At 69.5% G+C, this 21,771-nt stretch carries 19 protein-coding genes and 1 pseudogene; 8 read left to right on the top strand and 12 right to left on the bottom strand.

The features are described 5' to 3' along the window. Positions 1-79: 79 nt before the first annotated feature. A pseudogene (locus ABZ906_RS20705) lies at positions 80-652 on the bottom strand (transposase family protein). Positions 653-970: 318 nt separating this feature from the next. Then, positions 971-1,306, bottom strand: a complete 336-nt coding sequence (locus ABZ906_RS20700) for a winged helix-turn-helix domain-containing protein (protein ID WP_361191988.1) — start codon at positions 1,304-1,306, stop codon at positions 971-973. A 172-nt stretch (positions 1,307-1,478) separates the two neighbouring features. Here ABZ906_RS20700 and ABZ906_RS20695 point away from each other — a divergent pair, with 172 nt between their 5' ends. After that, entirely contained in the window at positions 1,479-2,621 is a 1,143-nt protein-coding gene (locus ABZ906_RS20695; RefSeq protein ID WP_361384449.1) for an FAD-dependent monooxygenase, read from the top strand. A gap of 723 nt (positions 2,622-3,344) precedes the next feature. Here ABZ906_RS20695 and ABZ906_RS20690 read toward each other — a convergent pair. Together ABZ906_RS20690 and ABZ906_RS20685 are read right to left on the bottom strand one after the other, a co-directional pair. After that, positions 3,345-5,246 carry a hypothetical protein gene (locus ABZ906_RS20690; RefSeq protein WP_361384446.1) on the bottom strand — a complete coding sequence of 634 codons (1,902 nt, stop codon included), beginning with the start codon at positions 5,244-5,246 and terminating at the stop codon, positions 3,345-3,347. A 68-nt stretch (positions 5,247-5,314) separates the two neighbouring features. Further along, positions 5,315-5,821, bottom strand: a complete 507-nt coding sequence (locus ABZ906_RS20685; RefSeq protein WP_361384443.1) for a hypothetical protein — start codon at positions 5,819-5,821, stop codon at positions 5,315-5,317. Positions 5,822-6,314: 493 nt separating this feature from the next. Between ABZ906_RS20685 and ABZ906_RS20680 the strand changes: the two genes are divergently transcribed. Beyond that, positions 6,315-6,740: a DUF3592 domain-containing protein gene (locus ABZ906_RS20680; protein ID WP_361384440.1), complete on the top strand. Its 426-nt coding sequence runs from the start codon at positions 6,315-6,317 to the stop codon at positions 6,738-6,740. A gap of 84 nt (positions 6,741-6,824) precedes the next feature. On the opposite strand, the gene ABZ906_RS20675 is transcribed toward ABZ906_RS20680, so the two are convergent. Beyond that, entirely contained in the window at positions 6,825-8,333 is a 1,509-nt protein-coding gene (locus ABZ906_RS20675) for a monooxygenase (protein ID WP_361384437.1), read from the bottom strand. Positions 8,334-8,413: 80 nt separating this feature from the next. On the opposite strand from ABZ906_RS20675, the gene ABZ906_RS20670 reads away from it, so the two are divergent. Together ABZ906_RS20670 and ABZ906_RS20665 are read left to right on the top strand one after the other, a co-directional pair. Next, complete coding sequence (locus tag ABZ906_RS20670; RefSeq protein ID WP_361384434.1) at positions 8,414-9,076, top strand: TetR/AcrR family transcriptional regulator; 663 nt, start codon at positions 8,414-8,416, stop codon at positions 9,074-9,076. 193 nt (positions 9,077-9,269) lie between these two features. After that, positions 9,270-10,157 (top strand): aminoglycoside phosphotransferase family protein, encoded by an 888-nt coding sequence (locus ABZ906_RS20665; protein ID WP_361384431.1) that lies wholly within the window; start codon positions 9,270-9,272, stop codon positions 10,155-10,157. Positions 10,158-10,454: 297 nt separating this feature from the next. Here the strand turns inward: ABZ906_RS20665 and ABZ906_RS20660 are convergent, their stop codons facing one another. Beyond that, a complete protein-coding gene (locus tag ABZ906_RS20660) occupies positions 10,455-10,754 on the bottom strand; it encodes a WhiB family transcriptional regulator (protein ID WP_361384428.1) in 300 nt (99 codons plus the stop codon). Positions 10,755-11,283: 529 nt separating this feature from the next. Between ABZ906_RS20660 and ABZ906_RS20655 the strand changes: the two genes are divergently transcribed. Further along, positions 11,284-11,616 carry a hypothetical protein gene (locus tag ABZ906_RS20655; RefSeq protein WP_361384425.1) on the top strand — a complete coding sequence of 111 codons (333 nt, stop codon included), beginning with the start codon at positions 11,284-11,286 and terminating at the stop codon, positions 11,614-11,616. A 259-nt stretch (positions 11,617-11,875) separates the two neighbouring features. Here ABZ906_RS20655 and ABZ906_RS20650 read toward each other — a convergent pair whose 3' ends face one another. Further along, a complete protein-coding gene (locus ABZ906_RS20650) occupies positions 11,876-13,345 on the bottom strand; it encodes an MFS transporter (RefSeq protein ID WP_361384422.1) in 1,470 nt (489 codons plus the stop codon). Between the two features lie 142 nt (positions 13,346-13,487). On the opposite strand from ABZ906_RS20650, the gene ABZ906_RS20645 reads away from it, so the two are divergent. Next, entirely contained in the window at positions 13,488-14,051 is a 564-nt protein-coding gene (locus ABZ906_RS20645; protein WP_361201110.1) for a TetR/AcrR family transcriptional regulator, read from the top strand. A 251-nt stretch (positions 14,052-14,302) separates the two neighbouring features. Here the strand turns inward: ABZ906_RS20645 and ABZ906_RS20640 are convergent, their stop codons facing one another. Beyond that, on the bottom strand, positions 14,303-15,862 hold the full coding sequence (locus ABZ906_RS20640; protein WP_361384419.1) for a serine/threonine-protein kinase: 1,560 nt from the start codon (positions 15,860-15,862) through the stop codon (positions 14,303-14,305). Positions 15,863-16,383: 521 nt separating this feature from the next. After that, complete coding sequence (locus ABZ906_RS20635) at positions 16,384-17,598, bottom strand: amidohydrolase family protein (protein ID WP_361384416.1); 1,215 nt, start codon at positions 17,596-17,598, stop codon at positions 16,384-16,386. Positions 17,599-17,700: 102 nt separating this feature from the next. On the opposite strand from ABZ906_RS20635, the gene ABZ906_RS20630 reads away from it, so the two are divergent. Further along, a complete protein-coding gene (locus ABZ906_RS20630) occupies positions 17,701-18,168 on the top strand; it encodes a MarR family winged helix-turn-helix transcriptional regulator (RefSeq protein ID WP_361201104.1) in 468 nt (155 codons plus the stop codon). Positions 18,169-18,980: 812 nt separating this feature from the next. Here ABZ906_RS20630 and ABZ906_RS20625 read toward each other — a convergent pair. Further along, positions 18,981-19,619: a hypothetical protein gene (locus ABZ906_RS20625; RefSeq protein ID WP_361201102.1), complete on the bottom strand. Its 639-nt coding sequence runs from the start codon at positions 19,617-19,619 to the stop codon at positions 18,981-18,983. A 418-nt stretch (positions 19,620-20,037) separates the two neighbouring features. On the opposite strand from ABZ906_RS20625, the gene ABZ906_RS20620 reads away from it, so the two are divergent. Continuing rightward, positions 20,038-20,385, top strand: a complete 348-nt coding sequence (locus ABZ906_RS20620; protein ID WP_361201100.1) for an ANTAR domain-containing protein — start codon at positions 20,038-20,040, stop codon at positions 20,383-20,385. Positions 20,386-20,485: 100 nt separating this feature from the next. Here the strand turns inward: ABZ906_RS20620 and ABZ906_RS20615 are convergent, their stop codons facing one another. After that, a complete protein-coding gene (locus ABZ906_RS20615; protein ID WP_361201098.1) occupies positions 20,486-20,758 on the bottom strand; it encodes a hypothetical protein in 273 nt (90 codons plus the stop codon). Between the two features lie 40 nt (positions 20,759-20,798). After that, positions 20,799-21,746, bottom strand: coding sequence for a hypothetical protein (locus ABZ906_RS20610; protein WP_361384413.1), 948 nt, complete (start codon positions 21,744-21,746; stop codon positions 20,799-20,801). Between the last annotated feature and the right edge of the window lie 25 nt (positions 21,747-21,771).

Genomic DNA, 21,771 nt, shown 5'->3' with positions numbered 1-21,771 from the left:
CTGTTGCTCACCCAGCGTGTGCCGCCGGCCTCAACAACCCTATTTTCAGAGCGAATTAGACAGTGAGCCTTTTCCAACCTCAGTTTGTGCATGTCAGGTGCAGGGTGAGGACGGCCTGGACGATGCTGGTGATACGGCTGGCAGAGCATCGCAGTTTGCGCATCAGCCGCCAGGTTTTGAGGGCGGCCATGGCCTGTTCGACGAGTGCACGGATCTTCGCGTGTGAGCAGTTGACGGCCCGCTGGCCAGGGGAGAGAGTCTCCCAGCGCCCCCAGTAGGGAACTCGCACGGTGCCGCCGGCGCCCCGGTAGCCCTTGTCGGCCCAGCAATCCACCCCAGCACCCGCCAGGGCACCGATGATGCCGTGGGTTCGCGCGGCCTTGATGTCGTGGACGGATCCCGGCAGCGCGGGCGACGCCCACAGTAACCGTCCTGCCGGGCGGCGATCACCTGCACGTTCATGCCGTGCTTCTTATGTTTCCCGGAGTAGAAGGGTCGGTCGGCGGCGATCCGGTCGATTGGCAGCAGCGTGCCGTCCGGCGGCCAGCCGGCGCCATCGTGTTCCTTGCGCAAGACGACGTGCGGTCAACTCACGGGCGAGGAAGCGCAGAACGGAGGTGGACAGATCGACCCCGGCTGGGCAGGCAAGCATGCGGAAAGCTCCTGGCAGGATGGCTTGGACTCGACACGCACCCGTCTACCAGGAGCTTCTCTACGCCCGGACCCCGCCCTTACCCCAGTGGCTCTGCTCCGCACGCAGGTTGAGGACACCTCGGTGGGTGGTGGCGTGAGGGAGCGCGCGCGGAAGTGCTCGGCGCCGATCACGAGCGCGGGACGGTGGTCGAAGCGACACCGATCCCCTTCGTGCCCGCGTCGCGCTCGGCTGCCTGCGAGCCGGGCGCGAGCTGGATCCGGTCGAGCTTGCGGCTCAGGGACGACTCGGACTCCCCTCCGGGGTGCTCAGCTGCGCTCAGCGAGGAGCGGTACCGCCCGGGGACTCTGCGCCCAGGAGCGTGAGCAGCCCGGGGAATCTCTTCTCGATGTCCGCGCGTCGTAGTCGGATGCCCTTGCGGTTACCGTAGTCGATCTCGTCAATGAGACCTGCCTGGCGCAGGACCCGGAAGTGGTGGGTCTGGGTCTGCTTCGAGATCGGAAGATCGAACGAGTTGCAGCCCCGCTCGCTGTCGCTGCGGTCGGCGGCCAACTCCGTCATCACCGAACGACGGTGCTCGTCGGCGAGGGCGCGAAACACCGCACCCAGATCGAGCGCATCGGCCTCCGGGCCGACCAGGTTCCTCCCGGCCACGCCGCACCTCCTTCAAGTACGACTTGCATCGTACCTGAAGGGCGTGCTCCACTGAGGTACGAAATCTTTCGTACCTTTCCCCGGGTTGTGCTGCCCCGTGCCGCCGCGCCCTGAGCCCCGGCACCGGCACTCACCGGGGACCTGGTCATCGACACTCCGAGAGGTCATCGTCATGAAGAAACCCGAGGTGCTGATAGTCGGTGCCGGAATCGCAGGGCCCGCACTCGCCTACTGGCTCTCCCGGAACGGCTACCGGCCAACGGTCGTCGAACACGCCCGGCAGCTGCGCTCCGGTGGTAGCGCGATCGTCGTGAAGGGGCCCGCGATCCCGGTCGCCGACCACATGGGCATCCTCCCGCAGCTCCATGAGCTCGCCACTCGCAATCGGTCGCTGTCCCTGCTCGACCCCGGCGGCAGGCGAATCCTGCAACTCCCGCTCACCTCGGACAAGGCGCCGACGGTCGAGGTGACCCGAGCCGACCTGTCCGAGGTGCTCCACCGGTCGGCGCAGACCGAGGCCGAGTTCTTGTTCGACGACACGGTCACCGCTCTCGACCAGGACGAAGGCGGGGTGGACGTCACCTTCCGGCGGTCCGCGCCACGGCGCTTCGACTTGGTAGTCGGTGCCGACGGGATGCACTCCACCGTACGGCGCCTGGTATTCGGCCCCGAGCGGCAGTTCGCGAGCGACCTGGGCCTGTACGGCGCGACCGTCCCGCTGGAACCGGACGCCATCGAGGACCCGACCGAGATGACGATGCTGACCGTGCCGAACCGGATGCTGGTCCTCCACCCCTCGCGGACCACCCCGCTCGCGATCTTCACCTTCCGGGCCGCACCGCCGGCGCCCCACGACCGCAAGAACATCGCCCTTCACAAGCAGACCGTGGCCGACGCCTACGCCGACGTGCGGTGGCGGGCACCGGAACTCGTGGCGGCGTTCCTCGACCACCCGGCTCCGTTCTTCGACCCCCTGACCACCGTCCGGGTGCCTTCGTGGTCCCGCGGACGGGTCGTACTGCTCGGGGACGCGGCGGCGGCGACAGCCCTGCTGGGCGACGGGTCCAGCATGGCGATGGCGGGCGCGTACGCCCTCGCAGAAGAGCTCGCCACCCATCCCGGTGACCACGCCCGCGCCTTCACCGCCTACGAGTCGCGGCTCCGCCGTGAGGTAGGCCCGCGGCAACGACGCGTCGGTCTGCTCTCCAGGCTCATGGTGCCCCGCACCCGGCCGGGCCTCGCGGTGCGCAACGCCGTGGGCCGCGCGGTCGTTCGCACAAACCGGACCGCCTCTCGCGAAGCCGCGAACCGGTAGACCGGGCCCGCACCGACCGCTCACCGGTCGGTGCGCAGCTCCGCGGCAGCTCCCAACCGGGTCAGCGCCGCCATGCCGACGAGCCCGGCGTGGCAGGCCATCGCCGATGCGGCAGGTCGACTGCTGGCGACCTCACCCACCGCTCCGGGCGCTCGCCACGACACGGGTGCTGCCGGTGACTACACCCCCGCGACGCGGAGGTGAAGTGCTGGACGGACAAGGCGTATCAAGGCGCCGGCGGCACCACCCGGGCGCCCTTCCGCGGCCTGCGTATCAAGCTGCGGCAACGTCGGCACAACAGCACCCAGGCCGGAATCCGGTGCCTCGGCGACCAAGCCATGGCCGCCCTGAAGGGCTGGCGCCTCCCGCGGAAACTCCGCTGTAGCACCAACCGAGTCACCGCCATCGTGAAGACCATCCCCGCCCTTCATCACACCTCAACCTGAGGTTGGAAAAGGCTCAGTGTCATCTCCGCGTGTGCGGGAAGCGGCAGATGGGCTTGGGTATGGTCTCGCCTCGCGGCCGTGGAGTTGAGCGTGTCGTGCAGCCGCATCTGTGGCCTCTGCGGTGTGACGTCCTCTCCCGGCCGCACGTGATGGCGCACCAACACTGGCCCCGCCGAACGCTGTCGGCCGGCCGCGTAGCGCGGCCGGCCGACAGCATCCGTACACCACACCGGACTCTCCGGCGGGCCAATCCGCACCCGAGTGGGGGCGTGTCTTGCTACGACGGTGCCGGGGTGCCCCGCAGCGCGCCGGGGATCCGCAGCAGCTTGCCCTGCCGGTTGCTGACGTAGATCAGGCCGTTGTCATGGTCCAGCGCGATACCGCTGACGTTGCCCAGGCCCTCGGCCACCACGCGCTGACGGCCCTTGGCCTCGCCGTCGGCCACGACGACCTCGTGCACCTTGCCGCCGGCCGAGTCACAGACGTACGCGTGGCCCGCGCCGTCCAGCGCCACGCGGACGCTGCACCCCAGACGGGTGGCCACGGTGCGCGGGGGGACGCCGTCCGCCGTGAGGTCGACCTCGTACAGCCCGCCGAGGTCGTACTGACCGACGTACGCCCTGCCCTCGGCCAGCGCCACCCCTGCGGCCCTCGGCACGTTCCAGGTGCGCTGCCGCTGTGCCGGGCGGCCGTCCAGCCTGAACTCGATCAACTCGCCTTTCTCCACGTCGGTGACGTAGGCCCGGCCGCCCGGCAGTTCCAGGGCGACGCCGTACGCGTTCATGCCTTCGGCGATCTCGACCGGAGGGGCCGAGCGGTCGGCCAGGTCCACCGTGAAAAGGCGCTTGCCGCTGTAGTCGGTGATGTAGGCCTGGTTGCCCGGCAGATCGAGCGCCACGTCGTTGACCTGACCCGGCGTCGCCAGGACCCATTCGGTGCTGTCGCTGACGCCTTCGCCGTCGTCGGCGAGGTCCACCTGCAGCAGCCTGCCGCCGTTGTACCGGTCGGTGACGTACGCCTTCTGGTTCGCCCGGTCCAGCGCCAGACCGTCGGCGGTGCCCAGCCCTTCGGCGAGCGTGACGGGAGGCTTCCGGGAACTCGCCTGCCGTGCGCCACCGCCCTTGTGCAGAGGGTGCATCTTGCTGTCGAACTCGAGTTTCTCCAGCTCGAAGACCTCATGGACTCCGGCGAGCGTGGAGACGACCTCGGCCTCCCCCCGCTGCAAGAACGGCCTGCCCTCGTCGGTCAGGTCGAAGGTGTCCTGGGGCGCGCCGGTCTCGCCGAGCTTCCACGCGATGACCTTGGCATAGGCCGGCTCCTTGGTCTGGGGGCCGTCCGGGTGCGTCTCTTTGACCTCCACCGGCTCGGGGTAATACAGCGCGACCCACCCGCCGAAGGAGATGGGGAACTCGTAGTCGAACCTCCGCACCTGGCGCCGCTGCGTGGCCAGGACGTCAACCCGGCTGCCGACCTCACCGCTCAGCGTGGACGACGTCTTGAACGCGGTGGTCAGCGAGCCGCTGACCGACGCGGTGATCCCCAGCATGAGCTGTGCCGACAGCTCGCCGGTGCCGGTGGCGGTGCTCGTGGCCGTGGTCGTACTGGTCGACTGCGACTGGGACTCCGAGTCGACGCCCTGGTTGTCCCTGCTGTTCTTCAGGGTGGTCTTCTGCGACTGGTTCGCCGCCATGCTCTTCTGGAGTTGCTGCTGGAGCGAGGCGGTGACCTTCGCGCCGAAGGTGAGCTGCACCTGCCCCTGGAGCGACCAGCTGATCGTGTTCGAGATCGAGAACTCGACCGTGTGCGACCACTTCGTGGGGACGGGGTCGGTCCGGTTCACATACGTCTGCTTGGAGATCACATCTGGAGGAGGCTGTGCGATGTCGGCCCGCTCTTCGACGAGCGGCACACCCACCGTCATGTAGGCCGTCCATCCGCGCTCGTGCGCCGCGGCTTCTCCTTCGGGGAATTCCTGGAACCGTCCCTTGTTCAGGGAAAATCCAGTGGGGTGGACGTACCGGTCCTCACCGTCCGGCGTCTTCTTTTCGGCCTTCCTCTTGAATTTCTCCCTGCCCTGGTCCAGGATCGCGGGCGCCTTTGTGGCGACGTCGAGCTCTTTCAGGTTCCGGCCGGTCAGCGGGTGGCGCATGTAGCGTTCGCCGAGATGAGCCGTACTCACATTGTTCTTTTTTGCATCGCCCATTCCCTTGGGCCCTCCCTTTCCCGCGGAACTCAACGATGTGGCAGTCACTCACCCTCGGCCGGCGTGCCGTCGGTCCTTTCGACTTTCGCGGCCGCTTCGGCGTTCTTCCTTCTCATTTCTTCCATCTCTGCCTCGCTCATCTTCGGCAGGTCCTCAGCCTTGACCCCCGGCCGGTCCTCGTCCCTGATCTCGACGTTCACCTTCTTGAACGTCTCGCCCTCGGACGCGGACGCCATGCCGGTCGTCGATGCGGGGTCCTCGCAGGTGGCTTGCTGTTCGGCGGCCGCCGACCCGGTCCGCTGGAACAGCGGCGACAGAAACCCGTTCATGATGCGGAGCGCCTCGGGTGACGTCTCACGCACAATCTTCGGGTCACGCTCGACATCCGGAATTCCGTCGTACAGTTCCGGGTCGATCCCTTGCCGTTCGGGCCGGGCGCCCGGGATCTTTTCGTATACCTTTTGCGCGGACTCTTCGGCGGACTTGGCTTCGCTTCCGCCGCCCTCGAAGATGTTTTTGAAAGACATGGCCTCTCCTCCGATCTTGTTCACTGCCTACCCCTGCGGCAATGCGTCCATCCGGTTGGGCCCCACTCATCGTGCCCATCACCCGGCCCAGGGTCGGACGTAACGTTTATTCGGGCCGCAATGTCGGCCGAAATCGATCCCAGACCGGGGTTTTACGTCGCGCGACGTAGTGAAATGGCCCGTTTCCGCGGCCTGGAGAGCGCCGGGGACGGGCCGTTGTGCGGGCAACGCCGGGGCGGCGTCGAACTGCAGAGCGGGGCGAGTCCTCGCCAATCCGGGCGCCTGCCGCAACCGCCGCGCTCCAGCGCGGGAGGCTGTGCGGTTCCGCCAGGGCTGCGTCGGCGGAGCCGGGGCGAGCGGGTCAGACCCCTGCCTCTGCTCGTACGTCACCTTCCGGTCCACGCCCGGATGTCATGCCCCTGATGCCCTCGGATAGGGTCCGCGTGCACCGCGACCGACTGCCGGTCCGCGCGGCGCGCGCATCGGTCCTTCTTTCGTGTACGGGGGTACATACCGCATGGATTTCGTCTTCCACATACTCTTCCCGCTGTTCATCGTGCTGATGTTCTGGGCCGCCCACGCGATCGTGCGCCGCACGCGGCAACGGCGCGCGGCGTGGGAGAGCGGACTGACCGCGCAGGCGCGGGTGGTGCGCGCCTGGGCCACTGTCCAGATGGTCAACAACGTGGCGCGGCGCATCCAGTGGCACGAATACGACTTCACGACGCCGGACGGCCGGGCCGTCCGGTTCAAGGAATCCGGCGGCCCGGCAAGCCGGGAACCAGGCGATGCCACGCTCGTGTACTACGCAGGCGACGAGCCGGACAAGGCCACCGCCTCCGAGCCGCAGCCGGCCAAGGACATGTTCGGGACGGTCTTTGGCCTCGGTTTCCTCGGGGTGGGCGTCGTCATCATCGCCAAAGTGATGATCCAGTACTGGTGACGGCGTCTCCACTCGCCTCCCGGCGCCGGGAACTTCTCTGCATGCGCAGCGATAAGGGCATCCGCTGGGGCAGAAACGCCGCGCTCAGAGGGGGGTTCCGGCCCATGCCGTCAGCGCGGCGCGGCGTTCGCCGGACCGGGCGGCCGTGTCGGTGGCGCGTGTCGCCCAGGCGACATGTCCGTCCGGGCGTACCAGGACTTCGGTGATTCCCCGCAGGTCCGCGTGCTCGTCGTGGGCGTTCACGGCCACCGCGGAGATCCGTGGGCCCCAGCCCCGGGTGACGGCTGCTGAGGATTCCGGATCGCCCGTGAGGTCGAGGTGGACGAACCGGGCCGGGGGAAGCAGGTCGTACAGGCGTGTCGCGTGTCCGCCGGCCTTGATGCCGATGTCGGGCATGCGCCGGCCCACCAGTGGGTCGGCTCCGGGTTCGGTGGGCCGGTAGACGGTGGAGAGGGCGGAAATGCGGGAGGCGAGGGTGCGGTTGACCTCGTCCATGCGCAGGAGGTCGTCGAGGAGGCGGCGCAGGGCGGCCGCGGGGCGTCGGTATTCCCGGACAAGTGTGAGTTCCGCGAGCAGCGTCTGTATCTCGGTGTTCTCGGTGACCGCCTGGCCCACCGGGCGCCGTTCGGTGTCGTAGCTGTCCAGCAGGCCGGGCGGCGCCCAGCCGTGGACGGTGGCGGCCAGCTTCCAGCCGAGGTTCATCGCGTCCTGCAGACCGGTGTTGAGACCCTGTCCCGCGGCGGGGAAGTGGATGTGGGCGGCGTCACCGGCCAGCAGGAGCCGGCCGGAGCGGTAGTGGTCGGCGAGGCGGGTGGCGTTGCCGAAGCGGGAGAGCCAGCGGGGTTCGCCGACGCCGAAGTCGGAGCCGCACAGGCGCCGCAGGGCTTCGCGGAACTCCTCCAGGGTCACCGGCTCCGCGCTCGGTACGCGGATCCGGTCCGGATCCAGCAGGACCAGCCGCGTCACACCGTCTTCCAGGGGCGCCACCAGCACGCCCCCGGCGCGGGCGGCGTCCAGGACGGCGGGGTCGGAGTCCATGACCGCGAAGTCGCCGAGCATCCCCGTGAGCGTCTCGTCGGTGCCCGGGAAGGCGATGCCGGCGGCCTGCCGCACCACGCTGCGGCCGCCGTCGCAGCCCACCGCGTAGCGGGCGCGGACGGTTTCGGCGCCTCCGGGGCCCCGCACCTGCGCCTGGACTCCGTCGTCGTCCTGGCTCAGCCGGACGACCTCGTGTCCCCGTACGATCTCCGCGCCCAGTTCGTGCGCCCGCCGGGCCAGCAGTGCCTCGGTACGGGCCTGGGCGATGAACAGCGTGTAGCCGTGCCGGGTGTCCAGCCGGGAGAAGTCCAGGCGGGTGGGGAGTTGTGCGAAGTGCCAGCCGGGCACGGGACGGCCCTGCGGCAGGAACCGGTCGAGCAGCCCGCGCTGGTCCATCAGCTCGACACTGCGCGGATGCAGGCTCAGCGCTCGGGAGTCCCGCTGCGGTGCGGCGCGGCGTTCCACGATCCGCGTGCGCACTCCCGCAAGGGCCAGCTCGCAGCCGAGCATCAGCCCGGTCGGCCCTGCTCCCACGATGATCACGTCGACGTCCATCGGCGTCGTCCTCCCGCTCTTCTCGCACCCAGAATTAGTGAACAACGTTCACGTGAACGTTGTTCACTATAATGGGCTCCATGAGCTCTCCGTCCACCCCACCGCGCGGCCGCCCCTCCCGGATCGACCGCGCGCACACCGTGCAAACCGCCCTCGACCTGCTGGATCAGTCGGGCCTGGACGCCCTGACCATGAGGCGGCTGGCCGGCGCGATGGGCGTGCAGGCCGGAGCGCTGTACCGCTACTACGCGACCAAGCAGGAACTGCTCACGGCGATGTCGGAGCAGATGATGGAGGGCGTCGTGGTGACGGCCGCGGGCGGCGACATCTCGTGGAGCGAGCGGCTCGCCGCGCTCGCGCACGCCCTGCGCAACGCCCTGCTCGCCCACCGGGACGGGGCGCGCGTGTTCGCCGGCACCCACTCCACGGGCGCCGGGGTCCTCGGCTTCGCGGACACACTCGTCGGCGTCCTGCGCGAGGCGGGCTTCTCCGGCGACGACGCGGCACGGACGCTCTACACCGTGGCCAACTTCACCGTCGGCCACACCCTGGAGGAACAGGCCGCCACCGCCACGGAGGAGGGCGATCAGACCGGCGCGGAAAGACTGCGCAGCGCCGTGACGTCAGGCAGCGACTACCCCCACCTGAAGAGCACCCTGGCCACCCTCGCCAGCACCGACTTCGACCGCAACTTCGAGTTCGGGCTCGGCCTGCTCGTGGAGGGGCTCAAAGCACGCCGCTGACCACGCCGCTGATCGGGATTGTTCGCCGGGCCGGCGGTCGTGGCGGTCGGATGTGCGGTGACTTCCACACGACGGCCACCATCCGCCCAACCAGGCGCGGTCAGTCCTCCATCCGCTGGGGCGGACGCACCCTCGACACCGCGGCCTCAACCAGTCCGGCGGACCAATACGGCCACGGCTCTAGGCTGGCGATATGAGCCTCGACATTCCTGACCGGGTACGCAAGACGGTCATGGCCGACGGGAACGAATCCTGGCTGGACGAGCTGCCGGGCCTGGTCGACTCACTGGTCCGGGAGTGGTCGCTGATGATCGGCGCCAGCTTCGCAGGCGGTCACGCCGCCCTGGTCGTCGAGGCGACACTCGTCGACGGGACTCCGGCGGTCCTCAAGATCGGTGTGCCAGGTAGGGACATCCGGCAGGAGGCCACGGTGTTGCGCCTGGCAAACGGAGAGGGATGCCCCAAGCTGTTGCGCGAAGACATGGGTCGACAAGCCCTGCTGCTGGAGCGTCTGCGGGCTCCGATGCACGACATCGTCGTCGACCCTGCAAGCCGCCACGCCTTGCTGTGCGACATGGCGGTTCGCCTGTGGCGCCCGATCGGTCCCGACATCGGCCTGCCGACCGGCGCCAAGTTGGCCGAGCAGTACGCCGATCGGCTGCCGGGACTCTGGGAGCAGGCCGGGCGGCCGTGTTCGCCGGCCACCGTGACGGACGCGCTGAATTGCATGAATCGTCGTCGCCTCGCCCACGACGATCGGTCCGCGGTTCTTGTCCACGGTGATATCCACGAGATGAACGCCCTGCAGGCGAGTGACGGTAGCTACAAGCTCATCGATCCAGCCGGTCTGCGGGCCGAACCGGCGTGCGATCTCGGCACGATCGTGCGTTGCAATCCAGACCTTGGCGATGACCTCTGGGCGCGGACTGCGCAATTGGCTTCCCGCACCGGCGTGGATGCCACCGCCATCTGGGAATGGGGAACCATCCACAGAGTCTTCAGCGGCGTCTATGCCTGCGGTATTGGCTTTCAGCCCTTCGGCGATCTGCTGCTGGCCGAAGCGGACCGCCTCACACCGTAGCCACCTGCCAAAGAGCAAACCCGCCCGTCCCGCAGGCCTCTGGACCTCGAACGGGAGCCGCGTACGACCGACATGGAAGCAGGCGTCGTAGGCCAAGCGGCCAGCAACTCGGCGAGCTTATGAGGTCAGCGCACCAGCCGGGTATCCGAGAGGGAAGGTCAAGCTGGTCCGAGTCTGCTGAAAGTCCTGCGCAAAACAGTCTCCGTTCGGCACCGACGGGCGCCACGCAGGTCAGCACGTACTGCTGGAATCAGCCGGTAGCCCCGCCAACTGCGCCGCGAGGCGGGCAAATCCGGGTCAGCCCGCCGCCTGCCGGCCCGCACCGCCTCCGGCACGCCGCTGCCTCCCGTGCTCCACCCGCGCCGCCTCCAGCAGACGCCGCCACGACGTCACCGTGGGACGCCGCCGCAGCAGCGCGCGCCGCTCCCGCTCCGTCAAACCGCCCCACACTCCGTGCTCGACACGTGAATCAAGGGCATACACAAGGCACTCCGTGCGCACCGGACAGCCCGAACAAACCGCCTTGGCCCTGTGCTGCGCCGCGCCCTGGACGAACAGGTCGTCCGGATCCGCAGTCCGGCACATCGCCCGCGCCATCCAAGATCCCTCAGCTTCCCAGCTCACACGCCGCCCTTTCCCCGATCCGCCCCACCGCTCTGTGACCTCGGCAGGCTGCATTCCCCGAAACGGTATGCCGCCAGCACAGACCCAGGGACATCGAGCCCGGCAGCAACCCCTACGAGTGACGGGCCCCTTGACGTACCGGGCGGTACACGACCATGGGCACATAACGGTGGTTCGGGTTCCGGGGCGCCGACGTCGCCCGGGCGCGGGCCCGCTACCGATCGAACCGGCCTTCCTCAAGGAAGCGGTCCGGAACATGCCTTCCGCATGGGCGCGCGCCGCAATAGGTTGCACACAGTCCGTGGTCGACCGGTTGCCGTTAGCGCGGTAACCGGCTTACCGGCGTTCCAACCGGGCCCAGGCTGGGGCCCTTTCGCCAGCGGCTGACTCCAGCGGGAGCCTGTGCCCGCCACATAGCACCGCGTCCGGGGCGCCAACGGCCTTGCAACTCCCGCCGTCGCTATCCCTGCCGGTGCGTTTCCCCAAGACCCCGGGAATCGTGATGCGCTGCTACTTCGCCGATGATCTCCTGCTGATGCTGCCCCTGTCGGCCGGCCCCGGTGTGCGTCTGCGGGGCGAGGTCCTCGGCTCCCATCGCGGGCCCCTGGCGCTGGCGCTCACCGACGAGGCCGCACGGACCGACGAGATCGTCCTGGATCTCACCGACGTCAGTTTCGTGTCGAGGAGCATCCTTCAGGCCCTCGCTCTCATCGCCAGCCGCCTCGCCCCGTCCCAGTGCCTGATCATCAGGGCCAGCGCCGAACTCGGGCTGCGCGAGAGGACCGCCGCCTACGGCTGGGACCGGATCGCGACCCTGTGCCTGTTAGAAACCTGAGCCGACCCGGCACGGAGGGCGGCGCCAGCGTTGCCGCGGAAGGCAGCAGGAATCCGGGCCGCATCATCCTTCTCCCGAACGCTCGGCATGCCCGCCCACGGCAGCCCTGGCGACCGACGGGCCCGCCACTTCCTCGGGCTCACCCTCAAAACGGTGCCCCGCCGCAGGGGCGAGACCGCTTCGCCGTATCCGGTCGGCCGAAGGGCGTCCTGCCGGATGATCCCGGCGGGACGCCTCCTGGTCACGGCCGGTGCCGCCGTCAGCGGATGTTCGCGGCCTCCTTGTGCGAGGGGGTGACCGTACCCGGGTCGGTGGCGCGCTGCGGCGGCGCGGAGGCTTCCGCGGGCTTGGACGTGGCCAGCCACAGGCCGGTGCACACGGCGGTGGCCAACGTGACGGCGCCCGCGGCGAGGAAGGCGCTGTTGAGGCCGGTTTCGAAGGAGGCGCCCCCGGATTGCCGGGTGCGGACGATGGCTCCGAGCAGCGCCACGCCGAGCACCGCGCCGATCTGCCGGGTGGTGCTGCTGATGCCCGAGGCGAGGCCGCCTTCCTGCGGGCTGACCGCCTGGATGGCGGCTCCCGTCAGCGGGGACAGGGTCAGGGCGAAGCCGGTGCCGATGATTGCCAGCCGCCACCACACGTTCCCGTAGCCGGTATCGGCGTGCACCGTGCCGAGCGCGAGGAGGCCCAGGCCGGCCAGGGCCAGGCCGGTGGTGACGACGATGCGGTAGCCGTACCGGGCGGCTAGCCGGCCTGCGTACGGGCTGACGATGACCATGGCGAGGGATACCGGCAGGGTCTGCAGGCCGGCGCGCATGATCGAGCTGCCCTGGACGTACACGAAGAACTGGGAGAAGAAGAACGACGACCCCATGAGCGCGAACCCCACCACGACCATGGCGGTGTTGGACACGGTGAACAGCCGCTGCCGGAACAGCCGCAGCGGCAGCATCGGAGCCGACCGGCGCGCTTCGACGGCGACGAAGGCGGCCAGGAGGAGTACCGCGGAGGCGAAGCTGCCCAGGATCACCGGCGCCGTCCAGCCGCGGGCACCGCCCTCGATCAGGGCGTAGGTCAGCACCCCCACCCCCAGCACGGACAGCACCGTGCCGGGGACATCGATCGCGGGGGCGCTCGGGTTGCGGGTTTCCGCCAGGCTGCGCAGACCCACCAACAGCAGGGCCACGCCGATGGGCAGATTGACCAGGAAGATGGCGGGCCAGCCGAAGGCATCGGTCAGCACGCCGCCGGCCACGGGGCCTGCGGCCAGGCCGATGCCGCTGAACCCGGCCCACAGGCCGATCGCTTTGATGCGTTCCTGCGGCACGGGATAGGCGGCGACGAGCAGGGCGAGCGAGGCAGGGCTCAGCGCCGCGGCCCCGATGCCCTGCAGGACCCGCCCCGCGACCAGCCAGCCGACCGAGGGCGCCAGGCTGCACACGACGGACGCGACGGTGAAGACCGCGACGCCGGTCAGGTACACGCGCTTGCGGCCGAACCGGTCGGCGAAGACGCCGCCGGACAGCAGCAGCATGGCGACCAGCAGTACGTACGCGTCGACGATCCACTGCAGTCCGGTCAGCTGCGTGTGCAGCCGGTGCTGCATGTCGGGCAGCGCTGCTCCGACGATCGTGTTGTCGAGCAGGACCATGAACTGGCCCAGGCAGGTCACCGCGAGCAGCACGGCCCTGTTCGGCCCGCTGCCTACGGTCGCAGGCGATGCAGCCATGCAGATTCCTCTCCATTGTCGGTCGCGCCCTCTCGGGGCCGATGTGGTCGACCCGGACGCTAACGCAGCCAGCGGCTGCGTTAGGAGACTATAAGGAGAGTCGCCTCACTAATGCAAGTGGCGACTGCGTTAAGGTGGGTGCATGAACGAACCAGAGCGAGCCCGGCGGCCCGGCGGGCGCAGCGCCCGCGTCGGCGCGCAGGTGCACCAGGCCGTCACCGACCTGATCAATGAGCGCGGCTACGGCAACTTCACCGTCGGCGAGGTCGCAGCCCGCGCGGGCGTGGCCGACAGCAGCATCTACCGCCGGTGGGGCAGCCTGGAAACCCTGCTCACCGACGTGGCGCTCACCCGGCTCAACGAACTGTCGCCGATGCCCGACACCGGGAGCCTGGCCGGCGACCTGCGCACCTACGCGGCCCAGGTGGCCCGCGAGATCACCGGACCCGACGGCCTGGCGCTGCTGCGCCTGGCCTTCGCCCTGGCCGGCACCGGCGACCAGGGCCTGCAGGCGCGCGACGCCCTGCGCGCCGAACGCACCCGGCAACTGCAGTCCATGCTCGATCGCGCCCGCGACCGCGGCGAAGCCGCACCCGACGCCTTCGGCGTGCTGGACCACGTCCTGGCCCCGATGTACATCCGCGTCCTGTTCGGCATGGAACTCACCCCCGACTACGTCGACGGGCTGGTCGACCGGATGCTGTGACCCCGGCCCGGCCCCCCGGACCAGCCCCGGACGCGGTGCCGGGGCTCCCGAAGGCGCTCCACCAGGTGCCACCCAGCCTCAGACATCCGCTTTCCCGGCCGGCATGAAGCAGGCGCCCGGGCACCGGCCGCAGGCGTCGAATGTCGCGCCGCCCTGCATATCCCTGCCGCGGGTGGTCGGGGGTCGCGCTGCCCCGATCGCGGTCATGCGTCAGGTAAGGCTCTCGGTCGCGCGATCGGCCTGATGCCCCGTCACTGTCCCTCCTGCGAGGCGACCAGTTCCACGCCTTTGGCGTCGGCACACTTGGCGAGAACTGCACGCATCTTCTCGCGCCTTGAGTCCGGGCCATCCGAAGCAGGGTCGTGGGCCAGGCGGTACAGGACGTAGCCGTCCTGGCCGGGAAGACGCTTGATGTGACGCCGCTGATTCGCCTTGGCCGCGGGACGGCGGCCCGGCCGGAACCATACGACGACCACGGTGGCACGGCCCTGGCCCGTCAGGCCCACCCGCTCAAGTGAGCTCCAGGGGACGGCGATCGGCTCCCAGGTCCGGAAGGGGCCTCCGGGCGACACGACAAGCTCTCGTGCGGAGATGCTCAAGCGGTCCTTCTCACGGTCGATCCACGTGAGGTACACGCAGAGCGCCAGGACAAAGCCGAACACGACCACATCCACGTCCTCCACCGCCCACGACTCTTCGGGCTTGGCGATATGGGCGATGACCGCACACGCACACAAGATCACAGCAGCGATCACCACGCGGCGGACGAACCCCAGCAGGCGCCCCTCCGCAGACCGGGGGTTGGAGAAGACCTCCGGGCTCGCAGACGCCTTACCGGCCGTCGCCGGCGCCTCGGCCGGCTTGCGCTCCTCCTGGGATCCGGGGCTCTCCGAATGGTGACTCCCGGTGCCATGGCGGCGGTGGTCCGCGATCACGGAGGGGGCACCCTCCGGCCGCGTCTGCCGGGGGCCTGTCCCGAGCCGCCGCAGTGCAGTGGCGACATCGGCGGCGGACGCATAGCGCCGGTCGGGCGTCTTGTGGAGCAGGGTCAGGACGAGTTCGTCCCAGTCGTGCGGGATGTCCGCGGCAACCGAGCTGGGAGCCGGCGGATCCCGGGTGAGGTGGGCCGTGAGGTAGCCCACCGCGTCGGGAGCCTGGAACGGCAGCCGGCCGGTGATCAGTTCGAACAGCAGGCAGCCGACCGCGTACAGGTCACTGCGCGCCTCGGGGTGCCCGCGCGCCTGCTCGGGGGCCATATACGGGGGCGTGCCGACGATGAACCCGGTCTGGGTGAGGCGGTTCGCCGTCGCGTAGGGGTCCGCGGCCCGCGCGATGCCGAAATCGAGAACCTTCACGGCGCCGCTCTCCGTGATCAGTACGTTCGAGGGCTTGATGTCGCGGTGCAGGACCCCGGCTTCGTGGGCGTCGGCCAGGGCGTCACAGATCTGCGCGCCCCACCGTGCCGCGTCCGACAACGGGACAGGTCCGCGGCGCGCCACCGCATCCAGTGCCTCCCCGCGCAGTAGCTCCATCACCAAAAACGGCGCCCCGCCGCCCTCGGCGTCGGCCTGCCCGAGGTCATGGACGGTCACCACGTTCGGGTGCTGCAGCGCTGCGGTGATCCGCGCCTCGCGCAGGAACCTGGCGCGCGCCTCGTCGCCCCGGCTCCCGCCCCCGGCCAGCAAGGCGATCACCTTGACCGCGACCAGCCGGCCCAGCCTCTCGTCCCGGGCCTGCCAGACCTCGCCCATGCCGCCCTCGCCGAGCTGCCGCAACAACCGGTAGCGGCCCCCGAGAAGCTGATCTCCCATAGCCGCGCCCCTTCCGCCCCGAACGTGACGCCCCGCCGGCACACACCGACAGGCCCGCTACCGGGGTGCTGCACAGTCACGCCACACCCGACACCCACGCCCCGCAACATGCCAAACACCAAAGACCCACGCCAAGAGGGCCACCATGATCCGCACCAAGCCGTTACGTCCGTGCGGCCCCCACCCACTTGACCAAGCGTCACCTATCCCAAATGAGCGCCCCTGCAGGCCGTCTGGTGCAGGGTTCTTCGAGCGGTGTCCACATACCGGCTCCACAGCAGGCGCGTTGGCGCTGCGCCCGAGCGCACCAATCCATCCGGCGGCCGACCAAGGAGTTGCCTCCGCTTCCTGCCCGCTAAGGGCGATGTGCGCCACGAAGCGCAGGCCGTGGGCGGTGGCGTCAATCCGCAGACAGGCCGCCAAGAACCGGCAGCATCAATGCGAATGTGCGCAGCCGATGGCTCGGGCAGGCTCGCCCATGAAGGCGAACTGAGTCTTTCCCTCAGGGGCAAGTGCTTCGGTCAGGCCGCCAGGCGGGTGCCGCGGCGCCAGATGGCGCGGGTGTTGAGGGTGTCGCTGATGTTGCTGACCGGGTCGCCGTCGACCAGTAGAAGGTCGGCGCGGAGTCCTTCGGCGATACGCCCCCGGTCGCCGAGGCCGAAGCGGCGGGCGGTGGTCGCCGTGGCCGCGCGCAGGGCCCGTTCGGGCGTGAGGCCGGCAGCCACCAGGTACTGCAGTTCGTGGTGCAGGCTCGCTCCGTGCGCCAGGCCGCCGAAGAACGTCTCGGACATGGAGACGTCGGTACCGGCCAGCACGTCCACGCCGGCGGCATCCAGCGCGCGCACGGTGTCGTACACGTCGTCGAGCTTGCCCTGCGGGTAGCGGTTGTAGCTGGAGCGCAGGGTCTGGTCCCACTTGCTGTCGAGGCGTGCGGCGACCCGGGGGTCGTCGGCGAGTTCGCCGCCCGTGATCCCCATCATCGAGGCATTGAGAGTGATGCAGGGGATGACGAACATGCCCGCGTCCCTGATGAGGGCAATGATCTCGTCGGTGTGCGGCTGGTCCATGAATACGTGGGTGAGGCCGTCGATGCCGGCCTCGGCGGCCATTCTGGTGGCGTCGACGGTCAGCGCGTGGGCCACGGTGAGGGCGCCGTACTTCTTTGCTTCGGCGACACCGGCGTTGACGGTGGCCTGGTCGAGCGAGGGCAGCCCGGGGTGTCCCTCCACGCTGCCGTCGTCGATCATGAACTTGATGAAGTCGGAGCCCCGGGCGAGGAGTTGGGGCACGAAGGCGGCCGCTTCCTCGGGAGTGGTGGAGAACGGCATCAGGGGCATCACCGGCGGGAGATCCCACTTGGGCCGGAAGCCTTCGGGCATCAGCTCGCTCGGGTGACCGCCGGGCGGCGTGATGGCGAAGCCGGAGGAGCGCACGTCGGCCACGGTGTCGTCGTCGGTGATGGACCCCCGGTTCTCCCGGGTGTTCATCCCCTGCATCTCCAGCTCGGTCGTCACCCCGAATTGCAGCGCGAGCGCCAGGGTTCCCGGGGCGGAGTGGACGTGGGCGTCGATGAGTCCCGGCAGCAGGGTGGCGCCGCTGCCGTCGACGATCTCGCTGCCCCGGGGAGCGTCGCCACCGATACGGGCGACCCTCCCGCCGTCGATGACCACGGTCTGCACGCCGACCGTCTTCTCTCCGTCGAAGATCTGCGCGCCTGTGATCGCGGTGAGCGCCATAGCGGTCCGCCTCGTTCCTCGCTCGTCCAAGATTTACATACCTAATGCTATGCACTTGCCTGGCGGTATGCAAATGTGCGAGCCGGGCCTAGAATCGGTCGCATGAGCAGCGCGTCTTCCTCCGAGCAGCCGTCCGACGACCTGGCGCTGGACCAGATCGGCCCGGCACTGTCACGTCTGCGACGACGCGCACCGGCATCGAGCAAGGACCTCTCCCGCAACCTGGTACTCAATGTGATCGCCGACGCGCCGGGCGAGACGACCGTCGGTGGCCTCGCCGCCGAGATGGGCGTCGCCCAGCCGGTGGCCAGCCGGACCGTCGCTGCCTGCATCGAGGACGGGCTGCTGCGCCGTGCGGCGTCCCAGGCCGACGGACGCCGCACCGTCCTCGAACTCACCGAGCACGGCGAGGCCGAACGCAACCGCTTCGCCGCCGAACAGCGCAAGGCGTTCCAGGAGATCACCGTCGCCTGGTCGCCGGAGGAGCGCATCCAGTTCGCACGTCTGCTTACTCGCTACGGAGCTGACGCCACCGCTTGGTCCAGGAAACAGAACACAAGCCGCGACTGAGCGAGCAGCGCCCTGCACCGCATCACGGCCAGGAGCCCGGGCCAGCACCGGCAAGTCCTTCTAGCCCAGCGGCATACCCAACATCATCTCGGGCCAATGCGACCTGAACACGGACTCGACCACTAGCGGCGGAGGCACGTGGACCGCCGACGGAAAGATCATCTACAACATCAACAGCGACGGTGACGGCGACAAGACCCGGGCGCTGAGCGGGTCGCCCGGCTACATCGACTGACGCCGACCGCGCGTGGGCAGGGTGCACCGCCGCGCTTCTTCGGACAGTCGGTGGTACGGCCCTGACCACCCAGACCCGTGCATCGTGAAGCGTGCCGGTGAAGTGGGCTGGCGGGCGGGCGAGTTGCCGTGCCCATGCGGCTGTCGGCGGGTGTCCATGGGTGTCCACGGTGAAGATCGCCCGCCCCCGTCGGCCGAGGCGATTCCCAGGTTCTGCCGCCATGCATACCTTCACATCCAAGACGTCACCCCGCACCGGCACCTTCGAATCCCCGCCGCACGACACGGGCACAGCCGGTGTCGTGGACCATGTCATCGGCGGGCGGAGGCGGGTGCTCGACGCGTCCTCGCGGCTTGCGGGCACAGACGCACCGGGGCTGGCTCGGCGGGGGCTTCAGCCGGCCTGCGGCCCACCCGCGCGGCGGGGCCCGTTCACGCACCGGAAGGGGTCCGCGTCATGGGCTGCGTGCGCGGCGGCAGAGCTACATTGCGGGTCCTCCTTGAGGGCCTGCCCCAGCGCGGCCCCCGCGAGACACCGAGCAGGTCGTCGGCGCACAGGCGGCGGGGCCCCGGCACGGTCAGTGCACCGGCCGCCAGTAGGTGGACGCCTCGTCCAGAGTCCGGTGCGCCGGTTCCCGTGTCGGGTCGTCCCAGATCAGGCAGCCCCACACCAGGCCGGGCACATCAGATCCCATCCGGTCGGCCGGCCCCTCGGTGAGGGTGCGGAACACTTCGTCGAAGTAGTCGGCCATCGACGGAAACTGGGGGCCGTCCGGCGGCTCGCTCAGATACCAGTGGCCCATCCCGTCATCGGACACCCAGTGACCGGATTCGGGCCCGGCCTCGTCAGCGGTCAGCCACGGCACCCCGGCCAGACCGTCCCAGGGATCCTTTTGCCCCATGCCGGGGAGGCGGGGCCCCAGCGCCTGGTCCGGGGACAGGATGATCCCGCCGGGCAAGACCGCCCCGGAGCCGACCTCGCCTTGTTCGTCTTCCTCGATGACCTGGTGCTCCACTCCCCCGCACAGCCGCCACAGGGCAGCCAGCTCCACCGGAAGCCCGAAGCCCAGCTGCCGGCGCAGCTCCGCATCCGCCGCACCGATCTCCTCCTCGGACGCCGGCGGCAGCAGACTTTGGTGCGACCGTGGCGCGTGCCCGGCCAACCACCGCTCGAGCCGGGCCCACGCCGCCTCCACCCGCCGTACGTCTTCGCTCATGCAGGGCACCGTACCGACAACTGGCTGCCGATGAGGCTCTCTTGGGGCCGCTACCGGACCGACCCGTGGCCGGATGAACAGCGAGACAAATTCGCCCGGTGTGAGTCGCCGTCTGTCGAAAGCCGCCTGCGACAGGCGCAGACACCGGCGAGGACAGCGCCGATCAGCGTGAGGACGGTGACGGCGCCCATTCAGGAGTAGCTCGCACCAGCCGCCTCAACAGAGCAGGCACGCCAAGGCCGGGCTGAAAGCAGGCTGTCGAGCCGAGTTCGGTGGCAAGTGGGGGTTTCTACTCGCCGGGGCGCGGAACTCAGGTAGCACTCGGAGCCTTCCAGCAGAGGGGCGAGGTGAGGTCGTGTCAGTGCGTGAAGCTGTACCGAGTGAACCCGCTTGGTGGGATCAGCGGGCCCTGTCGCGCATGGAGCAGTCCATCAGGGCCGCCGCCCTGCACCAGTGGGCGGTGCGCAAGGGAACGGTGGCCGTCGAGATGCGGCTGCAGGCCATCTCGATGCGGGTCTCCGCCCGGGCCATGCGGGCGGGCACGCCCTTGATCGCACCGCGCGTTCCCAACGATGCCGACACGGCGGTGGAACCTTCGGTGCAGTCGGCTGCGCTGATCGAGGAGGCCAAGGACATCCTTGCTGCCCGCTTCCGTTGCACCCCCGAGCAAGCACTGTTCCTCCTGCACGAACACTGCCGCCGGACGCACCTGCTCCTGGCGAACCTTGCTCACCAGGTCGTGCACCACCACAACCTCGACTCGTGAGGTCCCCAGCTGGGCACAGGCCTCGCCCAGTGCACCGCTACTCCCCCGCGGGCGTACCAAGGGGCGCACTGGGCCGTGCAGTTGCCGTACGTAACGGATGTCAGGACAGGACGGCGCCGACGATCGCGACCACGACGATGAGCACGAACATCGTCCTGACGAACCAGGGGCGGTCGCCGATGCCCTTCAAGTCGGCGGCGAAGGTCAGGCCGGCCACTGCCACGACGGGCCATACCAACCAGTGCAGGCTGATCGGATGGTCGATGAAGTAGGCCAGAGGCATGTAGAAGACGGCGTAGCCGAAGGCGAGCATCGCCGCCCCGCGCCAGGGGACGGTACGCCGGCCTGCGGCGTCGGTGTTCTGGGTGTTCACAGCAATCCCTCGGGGGAGAAATGGGGGGAAGAGATGATGTCTACTTCAGGCCGTCATAGCAGGCCTTCTTGACGGACTTGATCCCGAACAGCGTGGATCCGCCGGATCCGAGTGCGGCCATGGCGCCCTTCTTGGTGTCCACGCTGGCGAGGGTGGCCAGGACCTTCTTGACGCCACCGGCGTTCTTGATCACCTTGAAGGCGGCCTTGCCCGGGGCGAAGGCCGCGGCGAGCGCGGCGCCGCACTTCATAGAGTTCCAGGTGTCGCTGACCATGCCGCCGGCGATCTCCTTGGTCTTGTCCCACCACTTGGGGTCGGCGACGACAGGGTAGGCGGTCGATGCGTCCGTCCGGATGGTCTGGATGAGGGTGTCGCCCTCAAGCCGGTAGCCGGTGGGCACCGGCTTGCCGTTGGCGTCCCTGGCCCAGGGGGTGTCGAAGAGGCCGACCATCTCGCCGGCGCTGTCGCCGACCACGACGCCCCCTTCGTCCAGAAGCGCGGCGTGGGCACCACTGGGCAGGTCCAGCGGGAAGCGGTACTCGGTGGGCGCCGACGCGTTCTTCAAAGTGATCAGAGTGCTCGCGCTGCCGTCCCGGCCGACCTGAGCGGCCAAGTCGACGGGCCCCTCGGGCCGGGTGTACATCACGGTGCCGTTGGGCGTGACGCTTGCCGACGCGGCACCCGAACCCGGCAGGCCGATACCCACACGAGTCCCCTCGGGGTCGGTCACGGAGATCGCGCCGGAGCCGGTGGCAGGCATCTCCACGCGGGTTCCCGCCGCGTCCGCGACCAGGCCGCCCTCACCCGTCCGCGGGCTGGTCAGGCCGGCGGTTCCGGTGGCGCTCTCCACAACGGACGCCGCGGCGTCCGCGTCGGGCCCGGGTCGGCTCGAACCGGCGAACGCCGGAACCGCGGTGACGAGCACTGCGGAGGCGGCCACCGCCGCTATGCCGGTCAGCGCCGATGCCCTGTCAACGGAAAGCTTCATCGTGTCCCCCATGAATGTTCAGCCG

Source organism: Streptomyces sp. NPDC046925 (assembly GCF_040644915.1).
Taxonomy (GTDB): domain Bacteria; phylum Actinomycetota; class Actinomycetes; order Streptomycetales; family Streptomycetaceae; genus Streptomyces.
Note: the sequence above shows the minus strand (reverse complement) of the source record. Positions and strands in the feature narration are given on the sequence as shown.